The sequence below is a fragment of the Leptolyngbya sp. FACHB-261 genome, from assembly GCF_014696065.1.
In the GTDB taxonomy this organism is placed as follows: domain Bacteria; phylum Cyanobacteriota; class Cyanobacteriia; order FACHB-261; family FACHB-261; genus FACHB-261.
Genome location: NZ_JACJPL010000015.1, coordinates 115,116 through 132,355, shown reverse-complemented (window position 1 = coordinate 132,355; position 17,240 = coordinate 115,116). Strand labels below are relative to the sequence as shown.

Genomic DNA, 17,240 nt, shown 5'->3' with positions numbered 1-17,240 from the left:
GCTAGACTGCTTGCAATTACAGATTGCGACTTGGGCAGAGATGCAAACGGTAGGATAGAGCAGCAATTGTTAAACTGCGCTTGAGACTCTCATGAGCCGCCGCCCGCTGGATATCGGTATGACCTTGCTGTACGTGGGCGTGTTTTGTCTCGCCCTGATGCTGGTGCTCTGGTTCCTGAGGGGCGTCGGTCTACTAACTATCCTGCCTGGAGGCATCTTGCTGTTGCTGCTGGTCCTGGGCTTGGGCACCGGCGTGACCGGAGCTGTCAAAGTTCTCAAGCGGTATTAGGTCGTGGCTCCTCTGACGCTGCAACGCCTGGTAATTGCGCCAGAGCAAATCCAGGGCAATTGCATTCGGCTCACCGCGCCCCAACAGCACTATTTGGGCAATGTGCTGCGCTTGGCAACCGGGGCTCAATTCATTGCTATGGATGGCCAGGGGCATTGGTGGCGGGCTCAGCTAGAGGCCAACGCCGCAATGGCTCAGTTGCTCGAAGCTCTGGCACAGCAGGCCGAGTTACCCGTGAAGGTCAGCGTCGCAGTTGCCTTGCCCAAGGGCAGTGGCTTCGATGAAGTCGTGCGGCAACTCACCGAGTTGGGTGCCAGCCAAATCTGGCCGCTGCGCTCAGAACGCACCTTGATGCAACCCGGCAGTGGACGTTTGGAGCGGTGGCGGCGCATTGCCCAGGAAGCCGCAGAGCAGGCCGAGCGCACCGTTGTCCCGGAGCTAGCGGAGCCGCTGTCGTTCTCAGAACTGCTCCAAGCCACCCAGCCCCTGGAGCAAAAATACATCTGCGTCACTCGCAGCCAGCCCCCGAGCCTCTGGAGCCAGCTCCAGTGGGGTGAAACTCTGCTGCTGACCGGCCCTGAAGGCGGCTGGACCGAATCCGAGCAGCAACAGGCTCTAGCCGCTGGTTTTCAACCCGTTTCGCTGGGTTCCCGCATTTTGCGAGCAGTGACGGCTCCCGTGGTGGCTCTGGGCCTGGTGGCTGCTTTCTTAGAGGAAGGCAGTCTTACAAGTTAAGAAGTATAAACTTAGGAAAGCCCACCCCCTCGCCCCACCGCGCGCTTCCGATGGCTGAACAAACCCAGACCCGCTACGCGCTGACTTGGACGAATCACGTCGCTGAAGTCCCCCGCGACCGCTGGAATGCCCTGGCTGAACCCCTCAAAACACCGTTTTTGGAGTGGGAATGGCTGTGGAACGCTGAGCAGTCCGGCAGTGCCACTGCTCGCAAAGGTTGGTTGCCCAATCACCTGTTGGTTTGGCGAGATGGCGCTCTAGTCGCTGCTGCTCCGCTGTATATCAAAGGCCACAGCTATGGCGAGTTCGTCTTTGACCACCAGTGGGCAGATCTAGCCCATCGTCTTGGCGTTCACTACTACCCCAAACTGCTGGGGATGTCTCCCTTTACGCCAGCTACCGGTTACCGTTTTCTGATCGATCCAGATGAAGACGAAACCGCACTCACTCACTTAATGCTGCGCGAAATCGACCGTTTTTGCGAACGCAATAGTCTATCGGGCTGCAACTTTTTGTTTGTAGATCCGGACTGGCGACCGATTGTTGAAGACTATGGCTATCTCGCCTGGCAACACCACAGCTATCAATGGCAAAACCGCGATTATCAAACCTTTGATGATTATTTAGGCGAGTTCAATGCCAACCAACGACGCAATATCAAGCGCGAACGTAAGGCAGTGACTCAGGCCGAACTGAATGTGAAAGTGTACGCCGGAGAGGAAATTCCTCACCGTCTGTTTCCCCTGATGTACAACTTTTACAGCAGCACCTGTGACAAGTTCATGTGGGGCAGCAAATATTTAACCAAGCGTTTCTTTGAACTGCTGCACGATAACTACCGCCATCGAGTAGTTTTCATTGCCGCAGAATCAGCAGGACGCGAAGACCATCCAATCGGTATGTCCTTCTGCATTCGCAAAGGCGATCAGCTTTATGGGCGCTATTGGGGTGCCGACCAGGATATCGATTGTTTACACTTCGAAGCCTGTTATTACTCGCCTATTGAATATGCTATTCAGCAAGGCATTCGTGATTTTGACCCCGGTGCAGGCGGACAACATAAAAAGCGTCGCGGTTTCCCCGCTGTCGGCAACACCAGTTTGCACCGCATCTACCATCCTCGCCTGGTGCAGATCTTGAAGCCCTACATCAAGGACGTCAATCAGATGGAAGCTCAGGAAATGGAAGCCATCAACGCAGAACTTCCTTTCAAGCAAAAGTGAGAGTTCTATAATAGCCTCAACAACATTTCTAGCCTGCGGGGAAACTGCTAGATGGCCGTTAAAGTGGGTCAAAAAGCGCCAGACTTTACTCTGCCCAGTGATCGGGGCGAGATTACCCTCAGCCGCTACGAAGGCAAAACCAACGTGCTGCTGGCCTTTTATCCCGGTGACTTCACACCCGTTTGCACCAGTGAGATGCAATGCTTTGGCACGGACTGGCGGCAGTTCCGCGAACTGGGCACTGAAATACTCGGTATCAGCAGTGACCCAATCGAAAAACACCAAGAATTTACCAAGCAACTCAAGCTGGAATTTCCTCTCTTAAGTGATCGCGATCAAAAAGTGAGCAAGCTCTACGGTGTGGCTGGTTTCCTTGGAACTAGTCGAGCCTATTTCATTCTCGATCGAGAAGGTATTGTGCAGTACGCCCATGCTGAAATTCTGCCAATCTTCAAGCGTGAAAATAGCGAGTTGTTGAGTATTTTGCGCCGCTTAAAGTAGAAGTGGATATTGCCTACTATCCCTGCCTACTATTTCTATCGCAAGCTATTTACAGCAGGCTATTCACAACGGGCTTAACCCCTGATCCAAAAGCCCCTACCTCAAATTAGAAGGTAGGGGCTTTTGGTAGAAGCTTAATCGCTATAGGCCAAACAAGCACTAAACAAGCAGACGCTACGGTCTGGGAGCTGCCGGTTGAGCTGGTTGGGCTGGTTGGGCTGGTTGAGCCGCCGGTTGAGCTGGCTGGGCTGGTCTAGCGGGCTGAGCTGGCTGCTGTTGAGCCGGTTGCTGCTGTTGTTGACGTTGCCGGAGTTGCTGCTCTAGCTGACGTTGCGAAGGTAGCCCCTGAATCGGTTGTTGTGGCTGACGTGCCTGTGGTGCCCGGAAGGGAGACTCCACAAACCCTAGTTCCAAAAGCTGTTGGTAAGCCTGCTGACCCAATTCGCGGGTCGGCTGTTGGCTGCGAATAATCTGAATCAGCAGCGGTACCGATAGCTCAGGACGGTTCTGGGCGCGGTGGACCAAAGCCAGTTGATAGGTCGCTTGGTCACGCTGTTGGGCTGTTTGCAGCGCTTTCTGGCGTAGGCCTTCGCTGATGCGATTGTCAATGCCAGCAAAGCTAGTGCCCAACTCTTGATAAAAGTTGGAGAGCTGATTGAAAACCTGACGAGCGTCTTGGAGCTTAGTCGCTGCCACTCCATAATTCTGAGAATTGATGGCAGAATCAGCGTCAGTCATCAAGCGCTCTGCACCTTGCAAGCTCAGAATGCTGTTTTGCTGAGTCAGCGTTCGCAGATCGCTCGGATCATCAAGTTGGTCAGGAGATTGTTGATTGGCCGGTCGGGAAGGGGGAGGCTGCTGAGCCCAAGCTGCGACAGGCAGCATGACACAGGCAGTAGCCGCAAGTGCGGGCAACAGAGTCAGTCGCAGGTGGCGCAGCATCCAAAAAGTTACCACAAGTGTAAAGGTCAGGGAGCAAACAGGCCATAGGCCTTAGGTATATTATCATTGCCTGACTGCTAGCCCTTTGCCCAGGTTCCCGTCCACAAGCCCTTAACTTAAGACATTGTTTTAAGACACCAGCCATCAACCAGACATCCATCAGAGACGCCAAACCTATGCCTTTTCGCTACCCAATCGGGCGCTCACCGGTCTACGCACGGCGAGGAATGGTCTGCTCTAGCCAGGTTCTAGCCTCAACTGCGGGGTTACAGATTTTGTGGCAGGGGGGCAATGCGGTTGATGCTGCGATTGCAACCGCTGCCGTGCAGACTGTGATTGAACCAGGGTCTACAGGGTTGGGCGGCGATGGTTTCGCTCTGGTCTGGTGGGCCAAGGACCAGCAGCTCTACGGGCTCAATGGCAGTGGTCGCGCCCCCGCCGGCCTAAGCATTGACCAGATCGGTGCAGACCAAATGCCAGAGCGAGGTCCACTCAGCGTCACTGTCCCAGGTGTGGTGGACTGCTGGTGGCAATTGCATCAGCGTTTTGGGCGGCTGAGCTGGGACCAAATTTTGCAACCTGCCATCGACTTTGCCGCCACAGGCTTTCCAGTTCAGCCCATCGCAGCGGCGGCTTGGAGAGCAGAAGCGCCACTGTTAGCCAAGGATCCAGATGCCGCAGCCTGCTACCTGCCCGCTCCCCAAGCCAGTGAAATTGCCGAACTGCCCCGGCTAGCTCAAACCTTGAGAGTCGTAGCGGCTCAAGGCCGGGATGGCTTTTATCAAGGGGCGGTGGCAGCAGAAATTGCCCGAGCCTGTGCTGTCGTCGGTTGTCCTTTAAATGAGTCCGATCTGGCAGCCCACACTAGCGACTGGATCGAGCCACTCTCAACCACCTACCGCGATGTCACCCTCTATGAGTTGCCGCCCAACGGTCATGGTTTGGTGGCCTTGCAAATGCTCAACTTCCTAGAAGGCGAGAACCTGAGCCGCTTCGAGCACAACAGTGCTGACTACCTGCACCGCTTAATCGAAGCGAAAAAGCTAGCCTATGCCGACCGTGACGCGTTCTATGGCGACTTGGACTTCAGCCAGGTTCCTTTGACCCAACTGGTCTCAAAAGCCTACGCTCAAGAGCGCTGGCGATTGTTTAAACCGGAACGCGCCCTCCCCGAACCGGTGCCACCGGGAACCCCCTCGCGCGGCGATACAGTTTACCTCTGTGCTGTTGATTCAGAAGGCAATGCAGTTTCCCTCATCAACAGCCTGTTCGATGATTTTGGCTCTGGATTAGTAGCAGGCGAAACAGGTGTCGTCCTGCAAAATCGCGGCTCCATGTTCTCGTTGGAGCCAGGGCATCCCAATAGTTTGGCGCCTCGCAAACGGCCTTTGCACACGATTATTCCAGCCATGGCGTTCCGAGATGGCAAACCCTGGCTAGTGTTTGGGGTGATGGGTGGCCATTTGCAACCCCACGGCCAAGTGCAAGTCTTGCTTAACCAATTGGAATTCGGCATGGACGCGCAGCAAGCTGGCGAAGCTCCACGCTTCTTCCATGAGATTCTGCCTGGGGGCAACCGAGTTTCCCTAGAACCCGGCATCGGTGCAACGGTTGCCGAGCAACTGGCAGCTTTGGGCCATGCAATCGGCAGCCGTGACCGCACCTTTGGCGGCTACCAAGCCATTGCCATCGACTCAGAAACCGGCGTGCTGACCGGAGGTTCTGATCCACGCAAAGACGGCTCTGCAGTTGGCTTCTAGAGGCTGGAGCTAGCGCCAACTACTATTCTCAACTGGCTTCAAACTAGTAGCTTGAAACTATTGACGCAAGCTCTCGTAATCTGCCGTTCCCAAGGGCAGAGGGTCAGTCTTCTTAAGACTGGCAAGTGACTTGCAAATGCGCTGCTCCAAACTGTCAAGGGACGAAACTTGGGCCATGGCAATCGCCATCGTCACTCTTTGCTCAAGGCGAAGCTCAGGGAACCTGGTTTTCAGCCATTGCTCGTGCCGCTCCACGTACAGGTGGGTGTTCTTAATCTCACTGAAATTCTCTTGGCTCACGAAGGAACTGCTCCTAGGGGCTGAAGGACTTCCGCGTCTAGTATGCCTGCTCAATTCAGCCGTGACCAGTTAACAATCAGGATAGCGATCATGAGCGGGTAGAAGTCTTGTGAAGAACCTGCTTCAAGAACTGATTGAAGTCAATTGGGGGGCGGGTTGCTACCGGGGCTGGGTAGGGCTCGCTCATACAAGTTGCGATCCTCGCCGCTTTCATAAACGCATTCAATGCGCGGGCTCTTATCTAAATCGCCGGTATAAGCAAACGTGTTCATGTTGGCTTTGCAGCGGCGCACGTCATCGTTATTGATTAGGTTGCGCTGCTGAATGATGTTCCAGTTTTCAGAACGGATTACACAACCGGGCTCCATCACAGCCTGAGCTACATAAACTGAGAACGGGTTCCAAGTGACATAAATGCGATTATTCATTACCATCGCACTACGCCCATACTGAATGCAAAACTCTTTATTGGGCGCGTTGTTATCGATGTAGTTACCATCGGCAACGTTCTTGTTGGGGCTAACCGTATTGAAGGCAATACCAATGCCAATCCCCAGAATTAGGATCGCGCCACCAGCTGCCAGGGTGGTGTAAGGGTTTTTGCCGCCACCGCCACCGCCGCCACTGCTGGGGCTACTGGTGCGGCTACGACGGTCGGCTGGCTCTCGAGCGGGGGATCTGCGCGTCATGGGAAGAAATCTGGGGAGCAAACTCTTCTCCAGTATGCCGTGAGACAGCTGGACTCGTAGTTCCTAGACAACCAAAGGCTTGACCAAGCGCTGTAATCCACCTGCCCCAGTTTGCCGCTCAAAGCGAGGCGTCGTGCTGCTTTGCACTACGCGATAGCCTAGCCCTTGGCAAAAGCGCAAGGCCTGTTGATTGTTCAAAGTGAGATCTAGGGCCACAGCACCACAACCCTCTAGTGCGGCCATAGTTTCTGCTTGGCTTAACAGGCAAGTGCCAATCCCCTGCCCCTGCAGCTCTGGTTTCACTGCTACGCACAGAACATAGTAATCCTGGACTGGCACTGGCTGCTTCACCCGGTTGAGGTCGGTGAGATTGAGCAGCATACCTGGCACCTTCCAGACCGGCACAATACCAGGCATCACCTGATGGACCCGGTTCTCTGCTTCGGTTTTGAGTGCGCCGCTGTAGCTCACCAGCAAGCCCACTACCTCACCCTCAACCTCTGCAACTTGAGCATGGCTGTAACTAAAGGCATGATCGGGCTTCGCAAAAGCTTTGGTCAAAATCTCCAGAGTTTTTTCTGCAGACGAAGCGAAGGTGTAGGTAAATAACTCAGGTCCCGCTGCAAATAAAAGTTGCGTTGCTGCGACAGCATCCGCAGCCGTACAGGGACGAACCTGAAGACTGGAACGGACGGATGAGGAAATCATAGTGAGACTAAACCTACTAAGGGCGCACAGAAGAACGCCATCAGTAGTCTAACGGATTTATTAGGCCAGACAGACAAAACCCTGCTTAAACCCCCATTATAAGGTGTAGAGGTTAAGAGGAAATTGGGTCAGAAATCAGCTTGGGCGGCAGAGTAGCTAGTCCCGTAAAAGTAGGCAGAACAGCGGTCGGCGCAGGCCCAGGAACACAGCCATTGGGGCAGGGCGGCGACAGCCAACCCAGCAAGAACGAGAGCAATTGCAGCAGATATTCGTTCCAGGCTCGGGTTGAGAGCGCTAGCGCATCAGCATCTGGCAAAAAGTCTCTAGGACTAAAGCGACGCTGGACCTCAGTTGTGTTGGGCTGGCTGACAAAGAAATCAACCGGAGCAGGATAGACCTGGAAGCCCACATTGCGGAAAGTCCCCGCCGCTCGGGGCATTTGCAGGGCCGTCGTTACCAGCAGAATGCGACTGCCTAAGCCTCGGTCCGTCAATAAACCTCGAATGCGCTCAGCCGTGCGCCGCAGGGTTGAGCTTTCGGCATCCTGGACAATGCGGTCAGCCGGAACGCCGAAGGTGCTCAAAAAGGTGGCCATATCTGTCGCCTCGGGGTCAACGCCCGGTGCCACCTGTCCCGTAATCTGAGCACAGCCTGGTGGGCAGCCCAAGCGCCCTTGCAAGCCAACGCGGGGGCCACTGCTAACCACTACGGCACCATCGCCTCGAACTTGCCCACCCTGGTAGAGCTGACTAGCGTAAATGAGCAGGTCGCCCGACTCTGTAACCTCAGGAATGCGCATGGGACGAGGCGGCAAGGGTGGTCGGGTCGGGTTGCCAACCACCACAATGGCATCGGCTGCCGCTCCACCGTTGAGAGGACTGGTGGGTTCTTGCAATAGTTGCCGCGCAGCTTCCTGCTCCAAGCTGCCCGCCATCCGCTCCGCCAGAATCGGATTACTAAATAGGTACAACAGCACCAGAGCAATTGGCAGCAGTGAGCCTAACTTGCCCTGACGCAGTGACGAGAGCAGCAACAGAAAAATCAGACCAATGGGCGTAAAGGGAAAGGCCAGAATTTCCCAAATGGCTCGTGCTGCTGGCGTCTCCACAAAGAAGAGACTCAAACCGGTCGCTGCTGCTGCAACCAGTAAGAGCGCCCCCAAAACCGTTAGAAAGAAGGGCGAGATAATCCCCGATAAGAATCGATAGGCTAGCCACAGCAGCAGAATCCATAACAAGATAAACAGCAGGAAATTTAAGAACATATCAATCCCTCACACTGCTGGCTGGCCCATGTCTCAGAGCAATTGTGTCACAGCCCCCCACAAGTGGCGGAAATTTTGCTAGTTTCCTGAGATCTCTGCACTAGTAACAGAGAAAAATAGGGCAATTGCAGGTCGGCGTGCTGACTTAGATCTGAGTACAAGACCTGCTCCTGACCGGTGGCCCACAGGACAATATGACTTTGGCGCAATAGGTCATGCTGCCGCAAGATCTGCCAAACCTGTGGGTAAACCGAACTCACTTTTAACAACACCACAACCTCAGCCCATCTCAAGGCTTGCTCAAGTTCGCTTAAGCTGTGCAGGGTTGGCAGAACCGCTAGTTTTTGCGTGCCAATAGTTAAGGGAAGTCCCAGTTCCGCTGCTGCTCCTAAGGGGGAACAAACTCCCGGCACTGCTTGAGCCAGCAAACCAGGACAACGTTCCCGCAAGGCGGCAACGAGATAGGTAAAGGTGCTGTAGAAGCTGACATCGCCTTCGGAAACGAACGCGACATCCTGACCCTGTTGCAGGTAAGGCTCTATCGTCGCCGCTGCCGCTGCCCAAGCGGCCTGCAACTTGGCTTCATCCTGGACCAGCGCAAAGAAGAGGGGCACCTGCTGCTGTTCCGGTCGCAGCCAGGGAGTCACAATGCGCTGGGCAATACCCGGTTGTCCCTGTCGCCCAGCCGGAAATGCAACCACCGGCACTTGCTGCAAGAGCTTGAGAGCTTTGACGGTAATTAAATCAGGATCGCCAGGACCAGCACTAATGCCATAGAGCTTTCCTGGCTTCCCAACCGCCATCGAAGGCGGAGAGTCAGACAATAAATTCATGAACTGTAACGTTGCGCGCCAATGCCCATACCGACTGTAATTCTTCCTGGCTATTTAGCAGGAGCAGAAGAATATCAAGCACTGGAGCAGGCAATCCGCGAACAGCACGGTCCTGCCGCTATCGTGCCCCTACGCTGGTGGGATTGGCTGGTCACCGTCGGGGGCAGACCGGTCACTCCAGTCTTAGAACTCCTAGAGCAGACCGTTGACCAAGCATTGGCGGTCAACCAGGCCCAGCAGGTGAACCTGGTGGCCCACTCGGCAGGCGGCTGGATCGCACGGATGTACTTGGGGGAGCAAGCCTATTGCGGTCGAGTTTGGGGACGACATCCCAAAGTGGCGACCTTGATCACGCTGGGCACGCCGCATCGTAGCCTGGAGCGCTGGACACGCACCAACCTAGATTTTGTCAATGACAACTATCCAGGTGCCTTTCACCCTCAGGTCCGCTATGTCTGCATTGCTGGCAAGGCAGTCGAAGGCAAACCTGGCTGGCACGATAATTGGCTGGCCTACCAGAGTTATAAACTCACAGCAGGCAAGGGCGAAACTTGGGGAGATGCAATTACTCCCATCGCAGCTGCCCACCTAGAAGGTGCGGAGAACATTACTTTGCCGGATGTTCTGCATTCTCCCCGAGGTGGACGCTACTGGTATGGCTCTCCTGATGCCCTCCAGCAGTGGTTGCCTTATTTGCAATAGCTGTCCACCCAAATTCGCTGGTTACTTCTAAGTTTGACTAGTCAGTTTGACTGGACCCGTTTGACTGGGCTTGCAAAGCTCAAAAGCTCAGTGAAGAACCTACAAAAAAACCAGTAACAAAAGTTACTGGTTTTTTACTGATGAGCAATGGCTTGAAGCCGCTCAAGTTCTACCGCTGCCCGCGTTAGGTGATGCATGATCGTGGCGACCCGAGGGCGATGCGCCGTATTGATCATGACTGCTAAATGCTCACGGATGGCTTGAATGCTCTGACGGTCTTCCTGAAGATGCTCGAAGCTCGGTGGTAACTGACGCTCGTTGTTAGACATGGTGCAGGTGTCTTCCTGATGCAGAGGTTGAAGCGGTCAAGAATACTACTCGTTCTTTCAAAGGCAGGACAGCTATTTCCGCACGCCTTGCGAACAAATCGTAGTTTTCTTCAAAACATTTGCCAAGGCGAAACAACCCTTTGTCCATAACGGGTAATGCCCCTTGCACCTTAATCATTTTTTAGGATTAGACGACCAACCTGCCCAAAGGTTGAACACTCAGCAGGGCCGTGCATGATAAGAAGAAAATCCCCCCGTCAATCCAGTCCTGCCTAAAGGTTATTCCCTTGCAAACTCAAACCCGTTCCCGCAACCAACCTCTTTGGTCTAAAGCGCTCGCTCAGCCAGCCATTGAGTTTGGTCCTACACAGTTAGCGCCACTAGCAGGTCAGATTCCGCCTGGCTTGCGGGGCAGCCTCTACCGTAATGGACCTGGTCGCTTAGAGCGGGGCGGTCAACGCGTGGCTCATTGGTTTGATGGCGACGGTGGTATTCTTGCGGTTCACTTTGGCGATACAGCAGCCACTGGTCTCTATCGCTATGTGCAAACCCAAGGTTATCGGGAGGAAGACCAAGCCGGGCATTACCTTTACGGTGGTTATGGACAACTGGCCTCTGGCCCCTTGTGGAACCGTTGGCTACGCCCACTGAAAAACGCGGCTAACACTTCAGTGCTGGCCCTGCCGGACCGGTTGCTAGCGTTATGGGAGGGCGGCAATCCCCACAGGCTTGATCTAGAAGACCTCAGCACGAAGGGTCTAGATGATCTAGAAGCCTCGCTTGAAGGTAACCAGGCCTACTCCGCTCACCCCAAACGTGATCCTCAGACTGGTGAATTCTGGAACTTCGGAGTTGCTTATCAGGGAGCTACTTCTACCCTCAATCTCTATCACAGCGATGCAACGGGCCGAGTCATTCACAAAGGCAAAGTTTCGATAGAAGGAGCACCTCTGATTCATGACTTCGCTCTATGTGGACGCTTTTTAGTGTTCTGCGTACCGCCAGTCATGATGCAATGGGCAGGGCTGCCTCTACTACTCGGCTTACAGAGTTACAGTCAGACCTTGCAGTGGCAAGCTGACCAACCAACGCGCATTCTGATCATTGACCGTGACACTCTGCAACTGGTGGCTCAGGCTGAGTCTGAACCCTGGTATCAATGGCACTTCAGCAATGGTTATGAGGCTGAAAATGGCACGCTAGTCGTCGATTTGTTGCGCTACCCCGATTTCAAAACTAACGAGCACTTGCGAGAAGTGGCTGAGGGCGAAACGCATACCGAAGCTACAGCTCAGCTTTGGCGACTGCATCTCGATCTACAAACAGGCAAAGTTTTGGACCGCTATGCGTTACTAGATCGTCCCTGCGAGTTTGCGGTTGTGCCTCCAGCTCAAGTGGGTCAGCAGGCAGAGTACACCTATCTCAATCTCCATCCAGCGGGTGCAAATCCTGCTCAAGAATTGTTTGGTGCCGTTGGCCGAGTTGACCTGAAAACTGGAGACTTACAGACTGCTGTTTGTGGGGCAGGTTTGTACCCAATGGAGCCAATTTATGCGCCCGATGCTCTCAATCCCAATCAAGGCTGGATCATCACCGTCGTCTTTGATGGCAATCAGAGCCAAAGTGAGGTTTGGATTTATGCAGCTGATGCCCTAGCTCAGGGGCCTGCCTGTCGCTTAGCCCTGCCGCAGATCATTCCTTTAGGTTTTCACGGCACTTGGCGACCTCGCTGAAAAACGGTTGAGACTTTATTAAGTCTCAGCCAGACATCGCCGAGAGTCTTGCCTAGGCGCTTGGCGATGTTTGCTTCTCGACAATATAGGAAAAGGGCAAGTTTTCATCATCGACTTTGCTATGAAGGCACAGCTAGATGGTAAAGCTGCAAAGCAATATTTAGATGTACAAAGCTAAGGAGTTCACGGCAACTTTTGACGTTAGCAAGCAAGGTGGTAATGTTGGTCAGTTCAAGGGCTAGTGAGGGTTAATCGTTGGCGAGGAAACAGCTTATACCTGTCAGCAAAGCTAGTAAAAGCCCTGGCTCAGTGCTTATTGCTGTTGCCAGGAGGACTGCTAAGGTGTTGCTGGGCCGAGCACCCATAATCCTTGCTTTCGCCTGTTAGTTACAGATTGGGGTCGGGCACTCTGGGGAGAAGAGCCTAGGCCGTTATAGGAGATTCTAATTCCCTAAGCCGAGGCTGTGAGCATTTAACGACTACTTATTATTGGGTTGCCCCATGAACGATTCCAAACCAGCTGCCAAACTTGCGCCTGTTGCCAAAGATGCTGTGGTCAAGCTCGCACAGGATGTGCCACTCGCTCATGGTACGACCCTTGCTTCAGGTCAATACCTGTTGATTGAGGAGTTTGTTAATTCAGTGACAGTGCGCCTTCGCGAATCTGTTTATCCTAAAGAGCTAATTCATCAAGGAATTCCAGTAACCGTTCTAGAACCGGGTAAGCTCTGGAAGCAGGGTTCCATTCGTCTTCGCCTTAGTTTGGCAGTTGAGTTTGTACCTGAGCAGTCAGAGAACTTGGCAGCCGCAGTTCCTGCCAGCCCTCCTAAAGCAGCTCCGAGTGCTAACGCTGCCAAAGCAGTTGCAAACCCCAAAACAACGAAACAAGAAAACGGCTCTTTTCTGGATGAAATTCAGAGCTTTGAGATGGAATTGGGAGGCTCAAAAAATAGCAGCCAAAGTCATAGTGCTCACCCTTAGAGCCCAATCTCTTAGTCAGCTTTGTTCTAGCCAATTTTGTTTGCAGAACTGAGCTTGGATAATCAAACTCGAATATTTTTGCACTAGCCGCAAGCACTATTGCCAATTTAGATGAAGCAGATAGCGAAGCCTACGGGCGCAAGTCTGTCAGATTCTGGCGCAATAGTGCTTGCTTCAGTAGGTGAAATTGCGTTCCCTCAATTCTGAAGAAGGACGGAACTTTCCTGCGATACACTGGAGACCCCTTTGAGAATAGGGAAACCCAGTGCAGCGCCCGGAGCTTAGGCATGATTGAGCATGACGTGGTAATCGTCGGTGGAGGCTTAGCGGGTTCGCGAGCGGCCCTGGAAATTGCCCGCTCCAACCCGAACTTGAGTATTGCCCTAGTTGCGAAAACTCATCCCATTCGCTCCCATTCGGTGGCTGCTCAAGGGGGGATTGCAGCCAGTCTAAAAAATGTGGATCCCGAAGATTCCTGGGAAGCCCACGCCTTTGACACGGTGAAAGGGTCCGATTATTTGGCGGACCAGGATGCTGTAGAGATTCTGGCGCAGCAGGCTCCAGAAGTGATTATCGATCTGGAGCATATGGGCGTGTTGTTCTCACGCCTGCCGGATGGACGGATTGCGCAGCGGGCATTTGGTGGACATTCCCACAATCGCACCTGTTATGCAGCTGACAAGACAGGGCATGCCATCTTGCATGAGCTGATCTGCAATCTCAGGCATTATGGCGTGAAGATCTACGACGAATGGTACGTCCTGCGCTTGATTGTGGAAGACAACGAAGCCAAGGGCGTGGTCATGTACCACTTCGAGGATGGACGCTTAGAGGTAGTGCGCACCAAAGCCGTGCTGTTTGCCACTGGTGGCTATGGACGTGTCTACAACACCACCTCAAACGATTACGCCTGCACAGGGGATGGCCTATCAATGACCGCATTGGCCGGTTTGCCATTGCAGGATATGGAATTTGTGCAGTTCCACCCGACTGGTCTCTATCCGGTTGGTGTCCTAATTTCGGAGGCGGTACGTGGAGAGGGCGCCTATCTTCTCAATGCCGAGGGCGAGCGTTTCATGGCGAAGTATGCGCCTAGCCGCATGGAACTGGCTCCTCGTGACATTACCTCGCGGGCGATTGTGACTGAGGTGCGTGAGGGCAGAGGCATTCATAGCGACGGCAGTGCTGGCGGACCTTTCGTGCATTTAGATGTGCGCCACCTGGGTCGCGAGAAGATTATGAACCGCATTCCCTTTGCTTGGGAGGAAGCGCATCGGTTGTGTGGCATTGATGCCGTAGAGCAGCCGATTCCGGTACGGCCCACGGTTCACTACTGCATGGGTGGCATTCCAGTCAACACTAACTGCCAGGTGCGGAATGGTCCTGACGGTTTGGTTGGTGGCTTTTATGCGGCTGGAGAAACCTCTTGCGTCTCGGTGCATGGAGCCAATCGGTTGGGGAGCAATGCTTTACTCGAATGCGTCGTCTACGGACGGCGAGCGGGAGCCACCATTGCCCGTGATATTCAAGAACGCAAACTCCCAGAGGTCGATGAGCGACGATATCTTGAGGAGGCTAGAAGCCAGATCCAGGCTCTCCTAGACCAGAAGGGCGAGTACCGCATCAACGAGATCCGCACTGAGTTTCAAGATTGCATGACTCAGTATTGTGGCGTATTCCGCAACGAAGCAGTAATGAGCGAGGGCTTAAGCAAGCTACGGGTCATCCAGGAGAAATACAAACAGATCCGCCTAGATGATCAAGGCACGCTCTGGAACACTGAGATTACGGAGGCTCTGGAGCTGCGCAACATCATGGTCGTCGGTGAGATTATTCTGGCAGGCGCACTGGCGCGTCGGGAAAGCCGGGGTGCTCACTCGCGGCAGGATTGTGCGGAGCGCGATGATAGTAATTTCCTGCAACACACCCTGGCTTATTTCTCACCCGCTGGAGTTGATATTCGCTATCGGCCTGTAACTATCACTCGCTTTCAACCCCAGGAGCGCAAATACTAGGCTCAGGCAGCTAGCCCTGGACGAGTGGTGCCAGGGCCTGGGCTAAGTCTTCAATCAGATCGTCGGCATGTTCGAGGCCGACCGACACTCGCAGCAGGTTCTGTGGTGTTTGGCTGGTTGGCCCTTCGATTGAGGCGCGGTGCTCAAGCAGGCTCTCAACGGCTCCTAGGCTGGTGGCGCGGGTGAATAGCTTCACTCGGGCTGCAACTGCGAAGGCTGGCTCCCGCCCACCTTGTACTTGAAAAGACAGCATGCCCCCAAACAGGCTCATCTGCTGACTGGCAACTTCATAGCCTGGATGAGACTGAAGTCCTGGGTAGTGAACGGCGGCTACGATTGGGTGCTGGCTCAAGAAAGTGGCGAGCTTGAGTGCATTTTCAGTATGGGCGCGCAGGCGTAAGGGCAGGGTCCGAACGCCTCGTAACACCAACCAGCAATCGAAAGGAGAGGGAACAGCTCCGCCGGTTTGCTGTACTTGCCGAATGCGCTGGAAAAACTCGTTGTCCTGTCGGGTGACCACAACGCCGCCCAAGACGTCACTGTGACCGCCCAAGTATTTGGTTGTGGAATGGACGATGAGGTCAGCCCCTAAATCGAAGGGCCGTTGGGCAATGGGGGCCCAGGTATTGTCGCAGGCGCACAAGGCACCAACTTGGTGAGCAAGCTCAGCCAACCTGGCAATGTCTGAAATCTTAAGCAACGGGTTGGAGGGAGTTTCGAGCCAAAGCAGTTTGGTGTTGGCCTGCACAGCTTGTTGCACAGCTTGCAAGTCGCTCATATCAACGAAAGTGATTTGCAAACCCCAACGCGCAAACGTGTTTTTCAAAAGATGAGCGGTGCCGTAATAGGCATCATTGGGCGCGAGCACATGGTCGCCAGGGGCAAGACTTTGAAAAATACTCATAGTGGCTGCCGAGCCTGAAGCAAAGGCTGCTGCTGCGCTACCCCCTTCGAGCGCGCTCAAGCAATCTTCTAGGGCCTGACGGTTGGGGTTATCACTGCGAGTGTAGTTGTAACCGTGGGGATAGCTGCCGTCAGCCTCCCGTTCGAAGGTGGTTGATAGGTAGATCGGTGAGGCCACAGCTCCAGTTGCTGGGTCGATCTGATGACCGGCATGTACAGCCAGGGTTTCGATTCTCATCAGGCTTGTTGCTCCACGGTTAGGGGTTCAGAACCTCCTGATTCTGCATCAATCCGTTTTCTGCTTCCAGGTTGAAGTTCTAGCGAGTGAAAGCTGTGTCGTTTTTATCGAGAAATTTTACCAGGTAAGATGCCGAATTCTCACTGCTTTAGCCTGAGCCTTTGAGCCTTAAATTCTTTGAAGTAGCCTCCGGATTGATGCTTGGTTTTTAGAATTTTGCAGTAGCTTCTGCTAACAACTCGATAGGCTATTTCTCCGTGCTCAGCAAAACACTCGCCCTAACCCAGCAATTTGAGGGTCGTTATTTACGCGATTCCGAGTTGGATAGTTTGGCTCGCTATGCGAGGGAGCTAGAGATTCGAACTCAGACTTATCAAAGACTCCAAGTAGTCGAGGCTGAGGTGATAGCTGTCCTGGAGTCAACGATACAAAAACGAGATCCGAGCTTGTTTCTATATGGTCGGGAAGATGCGACCCAGAAATGGAGACGAGATACACGTTTGACCTACCGGTTGATTGCTAAAGCAGTGCTACTCGACGATGCCGAAGGCCTTGAGAGTTTTCTCCTCTGGATGCAAACGGTGATGCGGGCCTTTCGAGCTCAGCGGTGCTGTGATGCAACCTATGCTCTGCTGGAGGCTGTTTTGCTCCAGCAGTTGCGTGAAACGGAGTTGGCATTGGTGGCACCCTTCGTCCGTTCGGTACGGCAGACCTTGGGGGCTGGTAGCTACGGCTTGGCCGTCTCAAACCAGGGCTTAGCTCAGATAGACGGGTCTGACACCCCTCAAAAGCAACTCATTCACAGCTAGCCTGCAAGCTGACCGTCACCTTCAGACTCATTCTGTATCCGAGCAACCGCAATTTGCCTACGCTAATTTGTTTAGGATGAGTTCAGATTTGACTGTGCAGTTGCAGAGTAGATCTGACGAAACTTGGCGATTAACGGCGGATTGATCCGGAGAGCTTCCCCGCTGCTTGTATTTGAGCCATCAGCCTCTGAAAAGGGCACACTGCTCTGAAGAATGTAATGAGCTCGGCTCTGTGCTCAGGCCAAAAGCCAAAACTTTAGTTAGGTGCGACCCTAAGCAAGAGATT

18 protein-coding genes are annotated in these 17,240 nt (G+C 53.8%); 10 read left to right on the top strand and 8 right to left on the bottom strand.

Translation table 11 applies throughout. The features are described 5' to 3' along the window. Positions 1-91: 91 nt before the first annotated feature. From H6F94_RS06790 to H6F94_RS06775, 4 genes are read left to right on the top strand one after another with little or no spacing between them, the layout of a single operon-like run. On the top strand, positions 92-289 hold the full coding sequence (locus tag H6F94_RS06790) for a hypothetical protein (RefSeq protein WP_190801835.1): 198 nt from the start codon (positions 92-94) through the stop codon (positions 287-289). Between the two features lie 3 nt (positions 290-292). Beyond that, positions 293-1,024 carry a 16S rRNA (uracil(1498)-N(3))-methyltransferase gene (locus H6F94_RS06785; protein ID WP_313949235.1) on the top strand — a complete coding sequence of 244 codons (732 nt, stop codon included), beginning with the start codon at positions 293-295 and terminating at the stop codon, positions 1,022-1,024. Positions 1,025-1,074: 50 nt separating this feature from the next. After that, the gene (locus H6F94_RS06780; protein WP_190801462.1) at positions 1,075-2,247 is read left to right on the top strand and encodes a GNAT family N-acetyltransferase; all 1,173 of its coding nucleotides are present in this window, start codon (positions 1,075-1,077) and stop codon (positions 2,245-2,247) included. A 51-nt stretch (positions 2,248-2,298) separates the two neighbouring features. Next, positions 2,299-2,748 carry a peroxiredoxin gene (locus tag H6F94_RS06775; RefSeq protein ID WP_190801461.1) on the top strand — a complete coding sequence of 150 codons (450 nt, stop codon included), beginning with the start codon at positions 2,299-2,301 and terminating at the stop codon, positions 2,746-2,748. A 174-nt stretch (positions 2,749-2,922) separates the two neighbouring features. On the opposite strand, the gene H6F94_RS06770 is transcribed toward H6F94_RS06775, so the two are convergent. Then, entirely contained in the window at positions 2,923-3,690 is a 768-nt protein-coding gene (locus tag H6F94_RS06770) for a hypothetical protein (protein ID WP_242041035.1), read from the bottom strand. A gap of 176 nt (positions 3,691-3,866) precedes the next feature. Here H6F94_RS06770 and ggt point away from each other — a divergent pair, with 176 nt between their 5' ends. Continuing rightward, the gene (gene ggt / locus H6F94_RS06765; protein ID WP_190801460.1) at positions 3,867-5,450 is read left to right on the top strand and encodes a gamma-glutamyltransferase; all 1,584 of its coding nucleotides are present in this window, start codon (positions 3,867-3,869) and stop codon (positions 5,448-5,450) included. Between the two features lie 57 nt (positions 5,451-5,507). Here ggt and H6F94_RS06760 read toward each other — a convergent pair whose 3' ends face one another. From H6F94_RS06760 to H6F94_RS06740, 5 genes are all read right to left on the bottom strand, one after another. Further along, on the bottom strand, positions 5,508-5,750 hold the full coding sequence (locus H6F94_RS06760) for a hypothetical protein (RefSeq protein WP_190801459.1): 243 nt from the start codon (positions 5,748-5,750) through the stop codon (positions 5,508-5,510). 140 nt (positions 5,751-5,890) lie between these two features. Then, positions 5,891-6,439 (bottom strand): DUF3172 domain-containing protein, encoded by a 549-nt coding sequence (locus H6F94_RS06755; protein WP_190801458.1) that lies wholly within the window; start codon positions 6,437-6,439, stop codon positions 5,891-5,893. Between the two features lie 63 nt (positions 6,440-6,502). Beyond that, positions 6,503-7,147, bottom strand: a complete 645-nt coding sequence (locus H6F94_RS06750) for a GNAT family N-acetyltransferase (RefSeq protein ID WP_190801457.1) — start codon at positions 7,145-7,147, stop codon at positions 6,503-6,505. A gap of 112 nt (positions 7,148-7,259) precedes the next feature. Beyond that, positions 7,260-8,411, bottom strand: a complete 1,152-nt coding sequence (locus H6F94_RS06745; RefSeq protein ID WP_190801456.1) for a YdcF family protein — start codon at positions 8,409-8,411, stop codon at positions 7,260-7,262. Positions 8,412-8,458: 47 nt separating this feature from the next. Next, positions 8,459-9,244: a precorrin-2 C(20)-methyltransferase gene (locus tag H6F94_RS06740; protein ID WP_242041034.1), complete on the bottom strand. Its 786-nt coding sequence runs from the start codon at positions 9,242-9,244 to the stop codon at positions 8,459-8,461. 21 nt (positions 9,245-9,265) lie between these two features. Between H6F94_RS06740 and H6F94_RS06735 the strand changes: the two genes are divergently transcribed. Beyond that, positions 9,266-9,946: an esterase/lipase family protein gene (locus H6F94_RS06735; protein ID WP_190801455.1), complete on the top strand. Its 681-nt coding sequence runs from the start codon at positions 9,266-9,268 to the stop codon at positions 9,944-9,946. A gap of 134 nt (positions 9,947-10,080) precedes the next feature. On the opposite strand, the gene H6F94_RS06730 is transcribed toward H6F94_RS06735, so the two are convergent. Continuing rightward, positions 10,081-10,275: a hypothetical protein gene (locus H6F94_RS06730; protein WP_190801454.1), complete on the bottom strand. Its 195-nt coding sequence runs from the start codon at positions 10,273-10,275 to the stop codon at positions 10,081-10,083. A gap of 287 nt (positions 10,276-10,562) precedes the next feature. Here H6F94_RS06730 and H6F94_RS06725 point away from each other — a divergent pair, with 287 nt between their 5' ends. From H6F94_RS06725 to H6F94_RS06715, 3 genes are all read left to right on the top strand, one after another. After that, on the top strand, positions 10,563-12,008 hold the full coding sequence (locus tag H6F94_RS06725) for a carotenoid oxygenase family protein (protein WP_190801453.1): 1,446 nt from the start codon (positions 10,563-10,565) through the stop codon (positions 12,006-12,008). Positions 12,009-12,509: 501 nt separating this feature from the next. Next, positions 12,510-12,989 (top strand): KGK domain-containing protein, encoded by a 480-nt coding sequence (locus tag H6F94_RS06720; protein ID WP_190801452.1) that lies wholly within the window; start codon positions 12,510-12,512, stop codon positions 12,987-12,989. A gap of 287 nt (positions 12,990-13,276) precedes the next feature. After that, a complete protein-coding gene (locus H6F94_RS06715) occupies positions 13,277-15,004 on the top strand; it encodes a succinate dehydrogenase/fumarate reductase flavoprotein subunit (RefSeq protein ID WP_190801451.1) in 1,728 nt (575 codons plus the stop codon). A 10-nt stretch (positions 15,005-15,014) separates the two neighbouring features. Here the strand turns inward: H6F94_RS06715 and H6F94_RS06710 are convergent, their stop codons facing one another. Next, on the bottom strand, positions 15,015-16,145 hold the full coding sequence (locus H6F94_RS06710; protein ID WP_190801450.1) for a trans-sulfuration enzyme family protein: 1,131 nt from the start codon (positions 16,143-16,145) through the stop codon (positions 15,015-15,017). A gap of 257 nt (positions 16,146-16,402) precedes the next feature. On the opposite strand from H6F94_RS06710, the gene H6F94_RS06705 reads away from it, so the two are divergent. Continuing rightward, on the top strand, positions 16,403-16,954 hold the full coding sequence (locus H6F94_RS06705) for a bilin-binding protein (protein WP_190801449.1): 552 nt from the start codon (positions 16,403-16,405) through the stop codon (positions 16,952-16,954). The last annotated feature ends 286 nt before the right edge of the window (positions 16,955-17,240 follow it).

Excerpts from the sequence above, each read along its gene's own strand:
- H6F94_RS06790 (WP_190801835.1), top strand. The coding sequence starts at position 92 with ATGAGCCGCCGCCCGCTGGATATCGGTATGACCTTGCTGTACGTGGGC.
- H6F94_RS06780 (WP_190801462.1), top strand. The coding sequence starts at position 1,075 with ATGGCTGAACAAACCCAGACCCGCTACGCGCTGACTTGGACGAATCAC.
- H6F94_RS06775 (WP_190801461.1), top strand. The coding sequence starts at position 2,299 with ATGGCCGTTAAAGTGGGTCAAAAAGCGCCAGACTTTACTCTGCCCAGT.
- H6F94_RS06770 (WP_242041035.1), bottom strand. The coding sequence starts at position 3,690 with ATGCTGCGCCACCTGCGACTGACTCTGTTGCCCGCACTTGCGGCTACT.
- ggt (WP_190801460.1), top strand. The coding sequence starts at position 3,867 with ATGCCTTTTCGCTACCCAATCGGGCGCTCACCGGTCTACGCACGGCGA.
- H6F94_RS06755 (WP_190801458.1), bottom strand. The coding sequence starts at position 6,439 with ATGACGCGCAGATCCCCCGCTCGAGAGCCAGCCGACCGTCGTAGCCGC.
- H6F94_RS06750 (WP_190801457.1), bottom strand. The coding sequence starts at position 7,147 with ATGATTTCCTCATCCGTCCGTTCCAGTCTTCAGGTTCGTCCCTGTACG.
- H6F94_RS06745 (WP_190801456.1), bottom strand. The coding sequence starts at position 8,411 with ATGTTCTTAAATTTCCTGCTGTTTATCTTGTTATGGATTCTGCTGCTG.
- H6F94_RS06740 (WP_242041034.1), bottom strand. The coding sequence starts at position 9,244 with ATGAATTTATTGTCTGACTCTCCGCCTTCGATGGCGGTTGGGAAGCCA.
- H6F94_RS06735 (WP_190801455.1), top strand. The coding sequence starts at position 9,266 with ATGCCCATACCGACTGTAATTCTTCCTGGCTATTTAGCAGGAGCAGAA.
- H6F94_RS06730 (WP_190801454.1), bottom strand. The coding sequence starts at position 10,275 with ATGTCTAACAACGAGCGTCAGTTACCACCGAGCTTCGAGCATCTTCAG.
- H6F94_RS06720 (WP_190801452.1), top strand. The coding sequence starts at position 12,510 with ATGAACGATTCCAAACCAGCTGCCAAACTTGCGCCTGTTGCCAAAGAT.
- H6F94_RS06715 (WP_190801451.1), top strand. The coding sequence starts at position 13,277 with ATGATTGAGCATGACGTGGTAATCGTCGGTGGAGGCTTAGCGGGTTCG.
- H6F94_RS06710 (WP_190801450.1), bottom strand. The coding sequence starts at position 16,145 with ATGAGAATCGAAACCCTGGCTGTACATGCCGGTCATCAGATCGACCCA.